This window comes from Methanobrevibacter sp. UBA212 (assembly GCF_905233225.1).
GTDB lineage: Archaea > Methanobacteriota > Methanobacteria > Methanobacteriales > Methanobacteriaceae > Methanocatella.
In genome coordinates this window covers 1-17,030 of the sequence record NZ_CAJODJ010000010.1, presented here as the reverse complement: position 1 = coordinate 17,030, position 17,030 = coordinate 1, and the positions used below count along the sequence as shown (strand labels likewise).

Annotated in this window: 13 protein-coding genes and 2 pseudogenes; 10 read left to right on the top strand and 5 right to left on the bottom strand. The window is 35.1% G+C overall.

Annotated elements, in window-relative coordinates; all coding sequences use genetic code 11:
* Nucleotides 1-1,377: alkaline phosphatase family protein (locus QZ138_RS03135; RefSeq protein ID WP_292886127.1), on the top strand; the 1,377-nt coding region annotated here is incomplete at its 5' end.
* A 174-nt stretch (nucleotides 1,378-1,551) separates the two neighbouring features.
* A complete protein-coding gene (locus QZ138_RS03130) occupies nucleotides 1,552-2,004 on the top strand; it encodes a DUF308 domain-containing protein (protein WP_292886124.1) in 453 nt (150 codons plus the stop codon).
* A 132-nt stretch (nucleotides 2,005-2,136) separates the two neighbouring features.
* Here the strand turns inward: QZ138_RS03130 and QZ138_RS03125 are convergent.
* Nucleotides 2,137-3,566: pseudogene (locus QZ138_RS03125) on the bottom strand (sodium-dependent transporter).
* A gap of 304 nt (nucleotides 3,567-3,870) precedes the next feature.
* On the opposite strand from QZ138_RS03125, the gene QZ138_RS03120 reads away from it, so the two are divergent.
* The 5 genes from QZ138_RS03120 (at nucleotide 3,871) to QZ138_RS03100 (ending at nucleotide 8,153) form a co-directional block, all read left to right on the top strand.
* Nucleotides 3,871-4,644: a CPBP family intramembrane glutamic endopeptidase gene (locus tag QZ138_RS03120; RefSeq protein WP_292886122.1), complete on the top strand. Its 774-nt coding sequence runs from the start codon at nucleotides 3,871-3,873 to the stop codon at nucleotides 4,642-4,644.
* A gap of 365 nt (nucleotides 4,645-5,009) precedes the next feature.
* Nucleotides 5,010-6,212, top strand: a complete 1,203-nt coding sequence (locus QZ138_RS03115) for a tetratricopeptide repeat protein (RefSeq protein WP_292886120.1) — start codon at nucleotides 5,010-5,012, stop codon at nucleotides 6,210-6,212.
* Between the two features lie 315 nt (nucleotides 6,213-6,527).
* A complete protein-coding gene (locus tag QZ138_RS03110; RefSeq protein WP_292886118.1) occupies nucleotides 6,528-6,908 on the top strand; it encodes a hypothetical protein in 381 nt (126 codons plus the stop codon).
* Nucleotides 6,905-7,933: a hypothetical protein gene (locus tag QZ138_RS03105; protein ID WP_292886115.1), complete on the top strand. Its 1,029-nt coding sequence runs from the start codon at nucleotides 6,905-6,907 to the stop codon at nucleotides 7,931-7,933. The genes QZ138_RS03110 and QZ138_RS03105 overlap by 4 nt, the downstream gene beginning before the upstream one ends.
* Entirely contained in the window at nucleotides 7,911-8,153 is a 243-nt protein-coding gene (locus QZ138_RS03100; protein WP_292886112.1) for an Ig-like domain-containing protein, read from the top strand. The genes QZ138_RS03105 and QZ138_RS03100 overlap by 23 nt, the downstream gene beginning before the upstream one ends.
* An 82-nt stretch (nucleotides 8,154-8,235) precedes the next feature.
* On the opposite strand, the gene QZ138_RS03095 is transcribed toward QZ138_RS03100, so the two are convergent.
* Nucleotides 8,236-10,950 (bottom strand): valine--tRNA ligase, encoded by a 2,715-nt coding sequence (locus tag QZ138_RS03095; protein WP_292886109.1) that lies wholly within the window; start codon nucleotides 10,948-10,950, stop codon nucleotides 8,236-8,238.
* Between the two features lie 705 nt (nucleotides 10,951-11,655).
* Here QZ138_RS03095 and QZ138_RS03090 point away from each other — a divergent pair.
* Together QZ138_RS03090 and pheT are read left to right on the top strand one after the other, a co-directional pair.
* Nucleotides 11,656-12,012, top strand: coding sequence for a hypothetical protein (locus QZ138_RS03090; protein WP_292600214.1), 357 nt, complete (start codon nucleotides 11,656-11,658; stop codon nucleotides 12,010-12,012).
* A gap of 17 nt (nucleotides 12,013-12,029) precedes the next feature.
* The gene (gene pheT / locus QZ138_RS03085) at nucleotides 12,030-13,685 is read left to right on the top strand and encodes a phenylalanine--tRNA ligase subunit beta (RefSeq protein ID WP_292886106.1); all 1,656 of its coding nucleotides are present in this window, start codon (nucleotides 12,030-12,032) and stop codon (nucleotides 13,683-13,685) included.
* 178 nt (nucleotides 13,686-13,863) lie between these two features.
* Here pheT and QZ138_RS03080 read toward each other — a convergent pair whose 3' ends face one another.
* The 3 genes from QZ138_RS03080 to QZ138_RS03070 are packed head-to-tail and all read right to left on the bottom strand — an operon-like array spanning nucleotide 13,864 to nucleotide 16,316.
* Nucleotides 13,864-14,124 carry a winged helix-turn-helix domain-containing protein gene (locus QZ138_RS03080; RefSeq protein ID WP_292600218.1) on the bottom strand — a complete coding sequence of 87 codons (261 nt, stop codon included), beginning with the start codon at nucleotides 14,122-14,124 and terminating at the stop codon, nucleotides 13,864-13,866.
* A gap of 36 nt (nucleotides 14,125-14,160) precedes the next feature.
* On the bottom strand, nucleotides 14,161-14,565 hold the full coding sequence (locus QZ138_RS03075; protein WP_292886103.1) for a secondary thiamine-phosphate synthase enzyme YjbQ: 405 nt from the start codon (nucleotides 14,563-14,565) through the stop codon (nucleotides 14,161-14,163).
* Between the two features lie 59 nt (nucleotides 14,566-14,624).
* Nucleotides 14,625-16,316, bottom strand: coding sequence for a nitrous oxide reductase family maturation protein NosD (locus QZ138_RS03070; protein WP_292886100.1), 1,692 nt, complete (start codon nucleotides 16,314-16,316; stop codon nucleotides 14,625-14,627).
* Between the two features lie 370 nt (nucleotides 16,317-16,686).
* Between QZ138_RS03070 and QZ138_RS03065 the strand changes: the two are divergent.
* Nucleotides 16,687-17,030 (top strand): annotated as a pseudogene (locus tag QZ138_RS03065) (adhesin); the annotation flags it as partial.

Below are 17,030 nucleotides of genomic sequence, written 5' to 3'. Positions count from 1 at the left end.
TCTTCCCAAACTGGTGCAAGCCAAGCCGGAATCCTTCATGGAAATAATGAAGGAATTGTTGCATTCAGATGGATAGAAAAAAGCAACGGCAATCAAATGATGCAATGTTCAGGAATCACTAAAGTGCCTGAATTGGAACAGAGAATTTCAGACGGAAACGGATTGCTTGTTGACAATGGAGCGAGCAGATCAAATTTATTCTCAGGGGATACCGACAATGTAATATTTACATTCAGTAAGATAATGGACTTTAAAAAATTATACAATAAGGCATGGTATTCCGTATTTTCCAATCCAAGTAATTTTGCACGGATAATTGCCCTGTTTCTTGCAGATATCATACGGGAAATCTGGTCTCAAATCACACATTCAATAAGAAACGTAAGGCCTAGAATAAAACGTGGAATAGTATACATTCCAACAAGAGCTGCCACAAACGTATTCATGAGAGAAATCAACACTTCAACATTAATCGGGGACATGATGGTTGGAGATATTGACGTTGCATACTCAACCTATTTGGGTTATGATGAAATAGCTCACCACTCCGGAGTTAGGGACAGTGATGCATGGATTGCATTAAGGGCAATGGATCAGCAAATCAAGCATTTAACCGATGCAAACAAGTATTGTCCTAGAGACTATCAGTTTGTAATCCAATCAGACCATGGTCAGACAAATGGTGCCACATTTACCCAAAGGTATGGTGAAACATTTGAAGACTTTGTCAAATCATTACTTCCTGAAGACATGACCGTGTTTGCAAAATTGAATTCAAATGAAGACCACTTTGCAGGAACATCTCCATTTTCTAGAGAAAAGAAAAAAATAAAAAAAGAAAAAGAAGAAGAGAAAGAATTAAACGACTCTGAAGTCATCGTATTGGCTTCAGGCAATCTTGCAATGATATATTTGACACAATGGAGCCAAAGATTAACATACGAGGAATTGAACAACTATTTCCCTGAACTGATACCTGGAATCATAAACAATGAATATGTCGGTTTTATTTTAGTTAAATCCCAGGAACACGGAGATTTGGCTATTGGAAAAAATGGAACATATTACCTTGACAACGGCGAAATTGAAGGTGAAAACCCTCTTGAAGGATTCGGAGACAATATCGTAAGACATTTGAAAAGAACAAGCTCATTTGAACATACCCCCGACATCCTGGTCAACAGTTTTTATGATGAAAAGGCAGATGAGGTATGCGCTTTTGAGGAATTGGTTGGAAGCCATGGTGGAGCCGGTGGAGACCAATCCAAACCGTTCATATTGTACCCTTCAAGTTGGAATGTCAGTGATGATGAAATCATTGGTGCTGAAAACATCTATAAACTGTTAAAAGAGAATTTGGCTGAATTAAAAAAATAATACTTAAGATATGGAAAATTTTAGGTAATCCATATCTAATTTCATTTACAAAAAGTAAAAATTATTAAATAGTGTAAAAAAGAAAAATTAAATATGAAAAAAGCGTGATGCTTTTTGAATTTTTATATTTTTCAGTTGAAAAAGCTGAAAATAACAAAATTTGGAGGAAAAAATATGGAATCAAATAAAATATCTGGAATATTATCCCTAATTTTAGGATTAATTTTTATAATTTTCCCTATATTTGGTACTGCAGCATTGTCCCTTCTCATTGGAATAAGCTTAATATTCTTTGGTATAATATTAATATTAGCCGGATTTACTGCATTTAATATTATTATTGGAATACTGTCAATTATAGTGGGAGTAGTATTTGCATTTAATATTACAGCACTATCAGTCCTTTTTGCATTACAATTCTATGTCATTGGTATCATAATGATTTTAGCAGGTATTGTTGGACTTATTTCAGATTCACAAATATCAAAAATTGCTTCAGTATTGACTATAATTTTAGGTATAATAGCCATAGCTCTTGGAGGATTTTCAATCGATCAACCGATTTTCGCAGCAGTCCTTATAGGAGTAGGTTTAATATTCCAAGGAATAAGATTATATCTGGAATAGAAACTTAAATAAGCAATCTTTTGATTGCTTCTCTTTTTATTTTTAAATTTTTTATTAAATCTTTTTTTAATTTCTTTTGTTTAAGAAAAACAGAGTTAACAAGCAGTTATGCACCAAATCTGCCAAATTTGTTTAATCGGAATTGATTTTAGTTAAGATTCCGCTGAATACTAAAACCAATACCATTATGATGATATATACAATCGCTTCAAATGAATCAACATCTGTAAATAGGCCATATACTCCAATCAACCACATTACTATTAAAAAGCATGGCAAAACATATTTGATGACAGCTTTCCAAAGGAATCCCACCTTGAATCTGCTGTTTTCATTAATTACAGGTATCAGTGAATCGACATTATATATCCATGCGAAAATGATGCACTGAATCGCAATTAAAAAGAGTATCCCGAATTCGTTCACAAAACCGTCAACAACGCCCACAAGATAACTGCTTATTCCTGTTGTAAACATTAAGGAAAAAGCACATCCTATTATGGAAAGTAGAGCTACGGTTTTCTTACGAGACCAATTCAATTTATCTTCCATTGATCTTACCATCGGCTCAAATATTGCAACCGCTGAAGTGATTCCTGCAAACAGTATTGCTAAAAACAGTAATGGTGCCAGGATATGTCCCATAATGCCCATAATATTAAAGATCATTGGGAAAACAACAAATATCAGACCGGTGCCTTCGCTGACCAATTGGACCATCGGAGTTCCTGTTGAAAATGACATGAACCCTAAAATTGAAAATATCCCGAAAGCGGTGAAGACCTCAAACGAGGAATTTGCAAAAACAACAAGCAGTACATTGTCATTAATTTTAGAGCCTTCAGGCAAATAGCTGGCATAAGTCAAGGCAATGGCCTGACCCATACTCAATGAGAAAAGAATCTGGGAAAATGCCGCAAGCCAAATATTAATATCGGTCAATTTGCTCCAATCCGGCTGCAGCAATGTTTGTATACCTATGCTGGCTCCCGGAAGTGTCAGGGCATAAATCACCATACCAATCATAATAATGAAAAGTGCAGGTATTAAAATCTTTGAAATCTTTCCGATTCCCTCATTCAAATCCCTATGGGATATGAACCATACAATAACCCATATTATTAGTGCACCAATTGTTGTTGGAATTATTAAAGAACCCAAATTTGATAAATTGGAACTTCCTCCAACATTTTGCACAAAATATGCCGCCACATCACTTCCCCATGAAAATGTGACACTGGAAGTGAGATAGGTCAGATCCCAACAATAAGTACAATGAAAACAAATAGTAATAAAATCCATGAAACGAATTCCAGTTTGGGATTGATTCTTTTCATTACATTCGAAAAGGAATCCTTAAAGCTGTATCCAATACCGTATTCCAATATCAGAAAAGGAATGCCCAATATGGCTATGGCAATCAGATACGGGATGAAGAATGTTCCTCCTCCATTTGAATAGACAACATAACTAAAACGCCATATATTTCCTAATCCAACAGCAGCTCCAATCATTGCAAACAAAAAGGACAACTGCGAATTCCACTGACTTGTATCTCCCATATCATCACCAATAAATACTTTAAAGCTATGCTCACCTTACCGCCATAACGAACAGCAGAGATATTGAAAATAACTAAAATTTATTCACTAATTTGATAATTATTGACATATTGATAATTTAATAAATAAATATCTATTTTTTCAATCATTGAATAAGAAAAAATTTTAATACATTTAAATAATAATAATAAAATAAAATATGACAGAAAATAATAAAATAACCGAGTTTATTACATATCCAAAAACTTTTGAAAAATATAGGTGGTACAAACCAATACTTGTTTTCATAATAGGTTTAATATTAATGCTTATATTTCAATTGATACTCCTGGTTGTTTTCGGTGCCATTTATGGCGAAAGTGCTATGGACATAATTACCGGAGGAGGATATGAAGTGTTAAATACCAATTTGGGAGAAATTTTCTCAGACTTATCAGTCATTGTCATGATTCCTGCCCTATATATTGCCACTAAAATTGTCAGGGACAGACCATTCTCATCCTATGCATCTTCACGCGGAGGATGGAATTTTAAACTCTATTTAAAGGCTTTGATTATTCCATTCATAGCGCTCATGATTTTTCAAGGAGCAGATGTCGCAATCAACGGAACCGATGGAACCTATCATTTTTCAATACTGTTTTTGATTGCAAGCTTAATTTTAGTGCCTCTGCAATGTACTGCAGAGGAATATGTGTACCGTGGCCTAATCATGCAAACCTTCGGATCATGGTTCAAAATACCTGTTTTAGCGATAGTGCTTCAGGGCATAATATTTTCAGTGTCCCATGGATATAACACTTTAGGGCTCGTGGAAGTATTTGTTTCAGGCCTTATTTTTGGATTTTTAACATGGAAGACAAATGGTATAGAAGTGAGTTCCGCCATGCATACAGCGAATAATTTTTCCATTTCATTATTCATCATGTTTGGACTTAGGTCATCAACTTCCTCACCGCAATTTAATGATGTGGTCATATCAATCGTTTTCGACATAATACTGTGCGCAATAATGTATTACGTTATCATGAAAACCGATTGGTTTAGTGAAATCAAAGAAGACACACAAAACACATGATTATTCAAATACGAATAATCTATTTTTTCTTTTTTAAGCACAAAAACTTAGAATTAGGTAAAAATAAGGGAGATGAGCCATCATTGTACATATAAATTATCAAACTTCAATCAACTATTTTTAAAACACAACAAGAGGAATCAATTATTCAACCAAAAAAATTAATTAAAGCCCATCTCCATTAATTGATTATGTAATAACTTACATATATACTTTTAATAAGTTAAATACAATATTTACATCAAGAAATAGGATTTTAAAGCAATTACAATATTGTTTTGGAAATGAAATTAGAAGATAAAACATCAACATTTAAATAATTCATATAACAATTTATACACATATACATCCTGTGTGGTGAGACCATGAGTGAAAACATCAAAAAAGAGTTAGCTCAAGCAAAAAAGAATTATCAAAGCAAAAAATACGAAGATGCAAAGGATTTATACGAATCCCTTTATATGGACCATTCTGAAGCTTTTACAATTTGGGACAAAAGATTTTACAGTTGGGCACTATATCAGCTTTATGTGAAAAACTCTGAAGAGGAAACAGAGTTATTTGAAGCAGTGGATACAATAACACAGCTAGTGCCGCAGGAAGACCTTTCCAAAAAGGATGGAGTATGCGCATACACCCTATCCATGATGAAGCTTCTTGACCATTTATATAAAAATAACGACTATGAAAACATCCTCATTTGGGCAGACAAGTTAAATCCAGATTATTTGAGTTCAAAGACTTCATCATTCACAACAAGCGATGGAAGAGACGTTAAAATAGCATCAAATAAGGAAAAATACTACAACTGGGTTTCCAAATCCCTCCAGGAAGTGGAAGATTATGACGAATGTTTGGCCGTTTCAAAAGAAGCACTGGAAAAATTGAATAACTTTACCAACAATGGCGATATCTGGTTTAAATGGAGGATTGCCAGGTCCTGCAGGGAATTGGGAGAATATGACGAAGCCATTGAATATCTTAAGGACATCTATAAGTTCAAAAAGGACTGGTATATCCAATGGGAAATTGCCGAAAACTATTTCTTTAAAGGTGAAGAGGACAAATCTCTTGAATATGCCGTTTCAGCAGCACTAAGCCATGGAGACAGCGACAAGAAAATCAAATTATATTCACTGCTTGAAGATTTGCTTGAAGAGGACGAACCTGAAATTGCTCTGAAACACTCATATCTTATCTATTCAATAAGACTGCATAATGAATGGAACATTGATGAATCCCTGGAAGAAAAAATCGCAGATGCAGGTTTGGACACTGAAAATACAGAGTATTGGAAAATCGAAAAAGAGCTGAAAGGCTATTGGAAAGATTTGAAATTCAAAACCCAACAGCCGAATTACGGAACAATAAAAAGGATTATGCCTCACGGCAAAACCGGATTTATCAAACGTGATGACGGAGAGGATTTCTTCTTCAACAGATTTGAGTTCAAGGGAGACCCAAACAAATACCGTGAAGGCATTAAAGTATCATTTTATCTTGAAGAAGGATATGATAAAAAGAAAGATGAAATCAAATTAAATGCAGTAAATATCTATGATATCTAACAACATTTGTTGTTATATATCCCTATTTTTTGACTACATTTGCACAAAGTCTGTATTTTTTAATTTTTTGTTGATTATACTTGCGAATTATTGCTCAAACCCATTTTAATAAGGGTGTTTGATGAAAAAATATCATAAAGTTTAAATATCTATTGAATGAAAATTTTTTAATATATATTAAAATTACGCTCACAACATCAAAAAAAACTGAGAAATAACATAAACTCAATTATTTTTTTAAATACAAATTAATTTTAATGAAAAAATAATGGAGAGATTCTTATTAATACAAAGAAACTGATAATGGGTTTTACAGTGTTATTGATACTATTTGTTTTAATAGGCAGTGTAAGTGCTGCAAATGATAACATTACCTCATTAAGTCAAGATAATGATGATGAAATTAACCAAGAGCAAATTTCAACTGGAAATGATGATTCCAGCTTGAAAGAAATTAAAAACAATGAAAATGCGACATTAAAAGCACCTGTTAGTGGAGGCACTTTTGCTGACATTCAAGAAGCAATATCATCTGCAGAAAGTGGAGCTACAATAGAACTCGATGGACTTTATAACGGATCAGGAACCGCAATAACAATTGATAAAAACAATTTGACAATCATAGGCAATAATGCAATACTATATGTACAATGCCAATCCAGAATATTCAATATACCGGAACAGGAGTTACATTGAAAAATATAAAATTCATTAATGGTAATGCTACTGATAAGGGAGGTGCAATCTACTGGTACGGTGCTAACGGAACAATAAACAACTCCATCTTCGCAAACAACAAAGCAAAACAAAGTGGTGGTGCAATCCAATGGCAGGGAACTAATGGGACCGTGACTGATTCTTACTTCTCCAACAATACAGCAGAATTCAATGGTGGTGCAATCGCAATTGCCGATAATGGGGCTAAAATTGATAATGCCAAATTAATCAACAACACTGCTGCCAAATTCGGTGGCGCGATTTACGTTGATGGTGCCGATAGCACCATTTCAAATTCTGAATTATCAGGAAACCGTGCTGCGGATGGTACTGACAATGTAGCAGTTGAAGCGGGTGCTGAAAGTCCACTCACAGATAATGTAACAAGTGATAAAGGCAATGTTATATCTTTTGTAACCGAAATCAATGCCACTAGTGCCGGTGATGTTTACCAAAACGACAAACCTATCGTTATCAATATAAAAACCAATGCTAAAGAGGGCACTGTATCCGTAACAGTTAAAGGCAAAACTTACAACAGCACCGTTAAAGATGGCGTTGCCACCATTAGCATACCGGATTTGGTTGCCGGAACATATAGTGATGTTGTTGTCAGTTATCATGATTCCACCGGCAATTATATTGATGCCAGCGATAATGTGACCTTCACAGTTAAAGCAAGTAAAGCAGAAATCATTAGCAAGGACATCAAGAAGGATTATAACAGCAACTATAATTATAATATTAGAATCATTGGTGCTGATGGTGAACCTGTTAGCGGAGAAACAATTAAGATTTCCATAAATGGTAAAATTAAGTCTTATAAAACCGACTCTAAAGGAGATATTATTATCAAACTGGGCAAAACTTATATTCCCGGCAAGTACACCGTCAAACTTTCATATAAAGGCATAAGCAGTAAACATGTGATTACTGTTAAGCAGATTCTTAAGAGCAAGAAAGTTGTTAAGATTAAAAAGAATGCAAAAAAAAGCAGTCCTTAAAGCTACACTTAAATCCAGTAATGGCAAAGCGATTAAAGGTAAGAAAATAACATTTAAGGTCAAGGGTAAAACTTACAAGGCAAAAACCAATAAGAAAGGTATTGCTGAGATTACTCTTAAAAATAAGGTTATCAAGAAATTCAAGGCAGGAAAAACTTATACAGTCAAAATCACTTACCTGAAAGATACAATTAAAACCAAGCTGAAAGTTAAAAAATAAGGAGAGACGTTTTTCTCTCTTTTTTATTTAATTTTAAGATTTTCACATCACTTTTTTTAAAAAAAATAAATTGGAGAAGCAATCATCTGATTACTTCAACGATCATGTCCAGATTTTCAGATTGAAGGATATCCACTTTCTTACCGGATGCACCAACAATCTCCTTTTTGACATTAAGCATATCTTCAGGAACTACAATATCACCAATTGCCAGTTCATGATTTTCCTCTAAAACAGAACCTATTTCCTCAATGTCGGTTGATTTCAGATAACCGATGATTTTACCGGCGTCCCCTTTGAATGTAGGTCCGACTTGGGACATGTCAGGTTCCACTTCGATGATTTTTTCATGAACTTCAGGTTTGCCTGAGGTGATTGCCAAATCTTTTATTTTCAAGGTTCCCTTAATGTCTGAATCAAACTGATTGAATACATCAACCAAATCATCATCTGAAGTGTAGACGTTTACTTCAGTGAGTTCCGCATTCAATGGGATTTTTGATGCTGACTTGAATCTTCTGACCTCATCAATAAGCTCGACAGTGGTTTCACCTTTTGTCTCCATTTCCTCACTGATTAACTCTTCATATACTTCAGGCCATAATGTTGTGTGAATTGACTCATCTGAAAAGTACTGATAAACCTCTTCTGTAAAGAACGGTGCAATAGGAGCCATTAATTTTAAGGATGTTTCCACAACGGTCCTTAATGTGTATTTAGCAGCTTTTCTGGATTCGTCTGAAACGTCAGTGTACAGCCTGTATTTAACAGCTTCAATGTACTCGTCACAGAAGTCATGCCAGAAGAACCTTTCGATTGGAGTGATTGTCTGTGCGAAGTTATATTCTTCAAATGCCTTATCAACAGTCTTATTCAAGTTGTTCAGCTTTGACAATATCCATAGGTCCAATGGTCCGAGATTGTCCTTGACCTCTTCATATGAAACTTCCTCATCAAATATCTGCATGCTGATGAATCTGAATGCATTCCAGAATTTTCTGAGGAACCTGAATCCGTGCTTGATGTCTTTCCAATCAAATATTACATCAGACCCGGGTACGCTGTTTGCAGCCCATGTTCTCAATGGGTCTGCACCGTATTTTTCAATTACCTCTTCAGGTCCGACCACGAATTCCGGTCTGGATTTACTCATCTTGTTTCCATCTTCACCGAACACCATACCGTTGATTACAATGTCGTCAAACGGCTTTTGGCCGGTCAATGCAATACATCTGAGTGTAGTGTAGAATGCCCATGTACGGATAATGTCGTGTCCTTGCGGACGGATATTTGATGGGAAATGATTTATATAATCTTCATCAGGCCATCCTGCAATTGACAGCGGTGAAATTGATGAATCCATCCATGTGTCAAGCACATCCACTTCAGGTACGAATTCTTCGCATCCGCATTCGCATGCGTGTTTTGGCTTGTCGACTGTTGGGTCTATTGGCAAGTCTTCAACATCAGGAAGAATGACTTTTCCACAGTCCTTACAGTACCATACAGGAATAGGTGTTGCAAATATTCTCTGTCTTGAGATACACCAGTCCCATTCCATGGAATCCGCCCAGTTTATCATACGGGATTTCATGTGTTCAGGCACCCATTTCATTTCATCGGCTGCGACCTTGGTCTTTTCAATCAAATCACAGACCGCAACAAACCACTGCTCCTTGAGAAGAATTTCAACAGGAGTCTTGCATCTCCAGCATTGTCCGACATTCTGGTCAACCTCTTCATTTTTCAGGAGGTAGCCTTCAGCGTCTAAGTCTTCAATGGTCTGTTTTTTACAGCTTTGCAGATCCATTCCTTCATATCTTCCGGCAGCAGAGGTCAATGTGCCGTCATCATGCATGACATCAATGACTTCAAGGTCATATTTCTGAACCCAGCTTACGTCAGTCTTATCCCCAAATGTACAAATCATTACCGCACCTGTACCGAATTCAGGATCTACCTCTTCATCAGCAATGATTTTAACTTTCTGGTGTGACAAAGGCACTTCAACATATTTGCCTAAAAGGTGAGTGTACCTTTCATCTTCAGGGTGAATCACAACAGCTACACAGGCAGACATCAGTTCAGGCCTGGTTGTTGCAATCAAAATTCCTTCCTCTTTAGGGTCGGCCTGTTTTCCTGATGCCTGTGATGATACTATATCGTCATAGGAATCCTCAACAGCCGGAGGAAAGTTTACATAGTTTAAGAATGTGGTATTATCAGAATATTCGACTTCCGCAAAAGCGATAGCTGTCTGACAGCGAGGACACCAGTTTACAGGGTGTTTACCCTGATAGATCAATCCGTCTTCATACATTTTCAAAAAGGAATATTGGGTCCTTTTCATGTACTCGGGATTCATTGTAACGAATTCACGGGTCCAGTCCTGTGAATAACCCATTGCCTTCATGTCCTTTTTCATGCTTGCAATGTTTTTGGTGGTCAAATCGATACAGTACTCTCTGAACTTGGCTCTTGAAACATCATTTTTCTTTATTCCATGAGTTTCTTCAACTTTCACTTCAGTCGGAAGACCATGGCAGTCCCATCCCTGTGGGAACAGGACGTCAAATCCTTTTTGTCTTCTGTATCTTGCATTCATATCAATGTAAACCCAATTCAATACGTGGCCCAAGTGAATGGCACCTGTTGGGTATGGTGGGGGAGTGTCTATTATGTATCTAGGACGAGATCCATCTCCAATGTATTTGTAGATGTTTTCATCTTCCCATTTCTGCTCCCAAACTTTTTCTTTTTTAAAATCATAGTCTTTAGGAATCTCTTGGTTTGACATATATTTTCTCCTAAAATAATTAAGTAAAAATAATATTATTAATTATGTAGTTTATTATTTAAAAAAGTAATTATGAAATTGAAAAAGAAGCTTAAATCCCTTAGTTAAATATCTTATTAAATTGTTTGAAGTAATATATTTATCAATATTATAATTATTTGAATAATTATTAAGCTCATTAATATATTTCGATATTCCAAATTAGAATTTTTATAGACACAAATTAGTAAAATTAAGATGAAAATTATATTTACAATTATCAGCCAAAGTACCATTGTTATTTACATTCTAACACAAAAAATAATTATTAATTTTAAATAGAAAAGATTTATTAATGAAAAAAGCGCATAATAATTACCATACCAGAGAGGATGATATATAAATCATCCCCTTAGTATAATACATAGTAATTGCACAATACCAGTAATTGTTGAAATTACTTGTAGTGCAATTACTATTTTAGCGCTTTTTTTCATTTTAAAAAAATCCTCCTATGAAACTAATTTAAAATCAGTTCCACAGTTTGATTATCATTTTAAAACTATTTAAAGTAGTTAGTTATAAATTAAAGCAATTTTAGAAGGTTAAATCAATATTATAAACTGAAAACAATTTTACGAAGTGAAAACAATGCAAAAATAGTTAACTATATTATATATCAAAATCATATTATTAATATTATCAAAAATAAGGACTGTGTAAAAAATGAATTTATTATGGTTTTATGTTGCAATCATTTTAGCTATGAGCGATATATTACACACCGCTTTAATGTGGAAAGTTTTAAATAACTTCTACATCATTTTAGGTGGCATAATCCAACAATCCACCCATTCTACCTGGCAAACATGGGTAGCTCATGAGTTAATGGAAGCGGGATTTCATTTCATTATAGTGTCAATGGTGTTTTTAAATCCTACTATTGGACTTCTAGCAGCCCTTATTCATTTTGTAATTGATGTATCCCATACCATACTCATCCGTGATATGGGCGAGATAGAACATAGAGCGCTTCACTTTCTAGTTGAATCTCTATTTTTCATTTTAATATATGGATTATAAAGTAATGGAGTTATTAAATGCCAGTTATAACATTCAAATATCAAGATTTAAAAGATTTAGGAATAGATATGGAAAAAGATGAATTGATAGACACATTGCCAATGATGTCCAGTGACATTGAAGACTTTGACGATGAGGAAATCAAGGTGGAATTCTTCCCCAACAGACCGGACAACTTGTCTGTTGAAGGAGTAGCTAGATCTTTTAAGGGATTTATCGGCCAGGAAATAGGCTTTCCGGACTATAAGGTTGAAGAATCCGGAGAATATGTAACAGTCGACAAGGATGTTGCGGCAATCAGACCATTCATAGGATTTGCAAAAATCGATAACGTTGATTTTACTGGCGACAAACTCAAATACTGCATGGACTTCCAGGAAAACCTCCATTGGGTTATCGGAAGAGACAGGAAAAAGGTAGCTATCGGTATCCACAATGCCGATGTCGTTGAAGGTCCATTCAAATATATTGCAACCCCTAAAGATGCAAATGCATTTGTTCCTTTAGAAAAGGACACAGAAATGACTCCAAATGAAATCCTGACCGAACATGACAAAGGTAAGGATTATGCTCATCTGATTGAAGACTTTGACAAATATCCATTAATCCTTGACAAAGACGATAATGTCCTGTCAATGCCTCCAATCATTAACGGAGAGCTGACCAAGCTTAAAGAGGAAACTCACAATATCATTGTTGATGTAACCGGTACTGACGAAAGGGCAGTTAACCAGGCATTAAATATCATCTGTTCATCATTTGCTGAAGTTGGAGGTCAAATCAAATCCATGGAAGTGAGATATGAAGACAAGACCATCAAAACTCCTGATTTGACTCCTCAAGAGATGAATGTTCATGTCGATACAGCCAATGAACTTATCGGTGGAACAGACCTGACTGCACAGGACATTCATGATTTGCTCCTAAAGGCCCGTTTTGATGCTGAAATCATTGATGACAATGAAGTCAAGGCAATCATTCCGGCATATCGGGTGGACATCCTGCATGAGGTTGATATCGTTGAAAATATCGCAGTGCAATATCATATCAACGATGTTGTGGCCGAATTGCCTGACATCAATACTGTCGCTTATGAAAACAATTGGTTCAAGGCAGAAAGCACAATCCGTGAAGTAATGATCGGTTTAGGATTCCAGGAAGTTATGAGCCTGATGCTTACCAGTGAGGAAGCCCATTACAAAAACATGAACCAGGAAGAAAAGCCTCATGTTCAGGTTGCAAGGCCGATTACAATCGACAGAACCATGATCAGAACCAGCCTAATCAATTCCCTCATGGAATTCTTGGAAGACAACAAGCACGAGGACCTGCCTCAAAAGATTTTCGAAATCGGTGATGTCCTATACCTTGATGAAAGCACAGAAAACAAGACTGTCGCTTCCAAAAAATTAGCTGGAGTAATCTGCCATTCATCCGCAAACTTTACAGAAATAAAATCTGTCGTTACAAGCGTATTGGCCAATCTCGGATATTCAATGGAAATATCTGACAGTGAAAACAAGACATTCATTCCGGGCAGAGTTGCTGATGTTACCGGTATGGCTGAAAAAGGTTCAGTTAAAGGTTTCTTTGGTGAGGTATCCCCTGAAGTTATTACAAACTTTACTTTAGAATACCCTGTAATTGCGTTTGAAATAGAATTTTTAAACTAAATTCTTTTTCAATACCACAATTTTCTCATTTCGATTTCCATTTGGGCGTACTCGTTGACCTGTGGTGAAGTGCCATAATAATTGAAGATGAGTATCAAAATAAATAAAAGAATTATAAAAGCTATCAAAATTATTGTCCATCGCCTCAATTTAACAACACCACACGAAAAAATTAACATTAATCGATAAGTTTAGCTACATCTTCACCCTTAGGTGTAAGCCTGTATACTCTATTTTTGCGTTTTTCCTCATTGATGCATTCAGCAACACCACATTCCTTAAGCTCACGCAAGACCTTTGAAATGTGATTGGTGCGAATTCCGATGTCTTCCGCCAAATCTGTCGGTATCTTGTCGCCATCGTTAAGAGATTTAACTGATTTTTCCCTATAGGAAGAGCTGATTACATATCCATAAGTTTTTAGAGTTTCATCATCCATAAAAATTTCTCCACTTATTCACATCTTATTAATATATTATTCTCCCATAATAGTTAAACTTATGGTACGGCCATATCTTGGCCCATCAAGCTCGATGAAAAAAACTGACTGCCAAGTGCCCAGATCCAATTTGCCGTCTTTAATGGGCAGACACTCGCTTGATGAAAGAAGAAATGATTTCAGATGAGACCTTGCGTTGTCATCAATCCTGTCATGCTGATATGTGAACTTATCAGTAATGAGATTATTTAAAGTGAATTCCAAATCATTCAAAAGTCCTGATTCATTTTCATTGACAACAATGGCGGATGTTGAATGCCTTGAAAAAATGGAGATTATTCCGCTTTCAACATCAATCTGTTCGTTGATTTTTGGTGTGATGTCAATGATTTCAAAGTTTCTGTTCGTATTTATTTTTAGGGAATGATTTTTGATTTTCATTAATAGTACTTTGTTTTAATGATATAAATAACTAAAAGAAAAAAAAGAAAAAGATGATTTTATTGTTCGAATTCATCTTTACGCCAATATCCATAGATAAGCATGCCCATTATAGACAAAATGCTTAATACAACAAGCCCGGATGTGTTGGTAAGTTCCTTTGATGTTGTGACTGGAGGAACTATCTCGTAGGCTTTTCCTTCATCCATTGCATCACCGCTTCCGGAATCTCCTGCATTTAAATCACCATTGGACAATGCATCATTACCGTTGTCTGATGTGTCTTGAGATGGAATATCGGAACTGTTAGTTCCATAATTGCCTGATTTATCTGAATTTGCAATATGTGAACCTGAAGAATCCCCACCGTTTGAGGCACCTTGGGAATTGGAATTTCCCTGAACTTCAGAGGTTCCGCCTGCACTGCTTCCACTAGAACCTGCATCAGCGTCACTTGTTGAGGTTTTTGAATCCTTTGCGTCACCAGTTTCACCGGATGCATCCTTAACATCATATTGGTAATATTCATCGGCTATCTGAACTCTGACATCATGGTTAACATTAGGGTCCAACTGAGTGACACTGGCCCTTCCGTTAACGAAATTTGCAGTGTAAACGTTACCGTCGACTTCAACATTTGTTTGGAATGTTGCAAACTCATTAACCGCCTTTCCGGATGAATCTCTCAACTGGAGGGTTAATGTATTGCTGACGGAAAATGTATCCAATGTCATTAGAGATGCCAGAAGTCTAGGGCAGACAAAGGTATTGGTAGGATCATTTGAATTGTACCAATTCTGGCCCAATTCATAATTGGGATTTTCCCAGTAGTTTTTAGCCTGGAAAAATTCATTATGCGCCAGATAATTATACTCCACTTTGAGTATTGTATTGCCGCTGCTTTTAAATCCAGCTCCAAACAACAATCCGTTACCTGTTTCAAATCCTCCCATGCTTGACCTTGGGTCTTTTCTGTTATTGGTCATGGAATTTGATTTTACGACATCATTGGTTGATGTGGAGTTGATGTAAATTCCATTGGAATTCTCATAAACGTTGTTGCCTGACATTAATGTATTTGAAGATTTGTTGAAAGTGGAAATCCCATTCAAATCATTGTGATGTATCGTATTGTTCAATATTTTACAATACGCAATGTTTGATGTTTCGATGCCTGATTTTTTATTATATGAAATATGATTCTTTTCAATCAGGCTGTTTTTGACATTCTGAAGCTGCACTCCATTTTGCTTAGCTTTTGAAATGTCGTTTTCAGACAAGGTGATCTTATCTGAATTCTTTATCAGAACACCATTTCCTCCTCCAATGACCTTATTATTGATTATTTTGATATTTTTTGAGTTATCCACCTCAATTCCATAATCAGAGTTAGATGCAATAAGAGTTATTCCAGATAGGACACTGCCTGCTGCATTTGATGTAAAGTAAAATTCGAAAGTTTTATCTATTCCCATATTCCTAGCCCTGTCGCTCAATTCATCAGATGCATAAACGACACTGCTCTTTTTGGAAATAATATTTAATTTCTTATTTACAACCAAGGAGATGTCCCTATACTCATTGTCTGTAAATTCAAAAGTGTCTCCGTCATTTGCATTATCAAACTGTGATTGGATATCATCATTTGATAAATCGGAAGTGACAACATGATTACCTCCATCGGAAAGAATAGTAATATTGTCATCATGCATATCAGCAGCACTGACTGCCGAAACTAAGAATAATAACAATAAAGATATAAAAAAAAGATTAAATACTTTTTTATTCATATTAAAAACTTCCAAACCACTATTTTCATAATCAAATAATTTTAATAGAAAAATTAATCTCAAAAGTAAAATTTATCTATATGAATGATATTGATTATTGATAATATTATGATGCCGAATATATATAAATCTAACCCCTATAAATGCATTATACCAAAAATTTAAATCGATGTAACTCTAATTACAACAAAGAAATATACTTAACACTGTTATATAAAGAATTTAAGACATTTTAATTTAAATAATATGAAAGTCAATATTAAATTGATTGCTTATCGATTTAATTTTTTATGTTTAAGTGATTATCCAAATAACTTTAGAGGAAAATATTATGAATAAGAAGAGTTTAATATTAGCTGTTTTGTTGGTATTAACTGTATTCTTGGCTACAAGCGCAATATCAGCACAAGATGCTTCCAATATTGACAATAATGATAGCGACATAATGGAAGTATTCGAAGATAATGACATTGCAGCTGGCAAAGAGGTTACAGTTGAAACTACAGATACAAATGCTCAAATTCAAGAAAAAATCAACAGTTTAAATGATGGAGATACATTAAATTTCCAAAAAGGAACCTATGAAAACGTTTCATTATATGTAAACAAAAGCATTACCATCAACGGTAATGGAGCGACCTTAAAGGGTTATGACACATTATCAAATGCAACCAT

Coding starts and splice junctions, on each gene's coding strand:
- pheT (WP_292886106.1), top strand. CDS start 12,030: ATGCCAGTTATAACATTCAAATATCAAGATTTAAAAGATTTAGGAATA.
- QZ138_RS03080 (WP_292600218.1), bottom strand. CDS start 14,124: ATGGATGATGAAACTCTAAAAACTTATGGATATGTAATCAGCTCTTCC.
- QZ138_RS03120 (WP_292886122.1), top strand. CDS start 3,871: ATGCTTATATTTCAATTGATACTCCTGGTTGTTTTCGGTGCCATTTAT.
- QZ138_RS03130 (WP_292886124.1), top strand. CDS start 1,552: ATGGAATCAAATAAAATATCTGGAATATTATCCCTAATTTTAGGATTA.
- QZ138_RS03095 (WP_292886109.1), bottom strand. CDS start 10,950: ATGTCAAACCAAGAGATTCCTAAAGACTATGATTTTAAAAAAGAAAAA.
- QZ138_RS03075 (WP_292886103.1), bottom strand. CDS start 14,565: ATGAAAATCAAAAATCATTCCCTAAAAATAAATACGAACAGAAACTTT.
- QZ138_RS03090 (WP_292600214.1), top strand. CDS start 11,656: ATGAATTTATTATGGTTTTATGTTGCAATCATTTTAGCTATGAGCGAT.
- QZ138_RS03100 (WP_292886112.1), top strand. CDS start 7,911: ATGCAAAAAAAAGCAGTCCTTAAAGCTACACTTAAATCCAGTAATGGC.
- QZ138_RS03115 (WP_292886120.1), top strand. CDS start 5,010: ATGAGTGAAAACATCAAAAAAGAGTTAGCTCAAGCAAAAAAGAATTAT.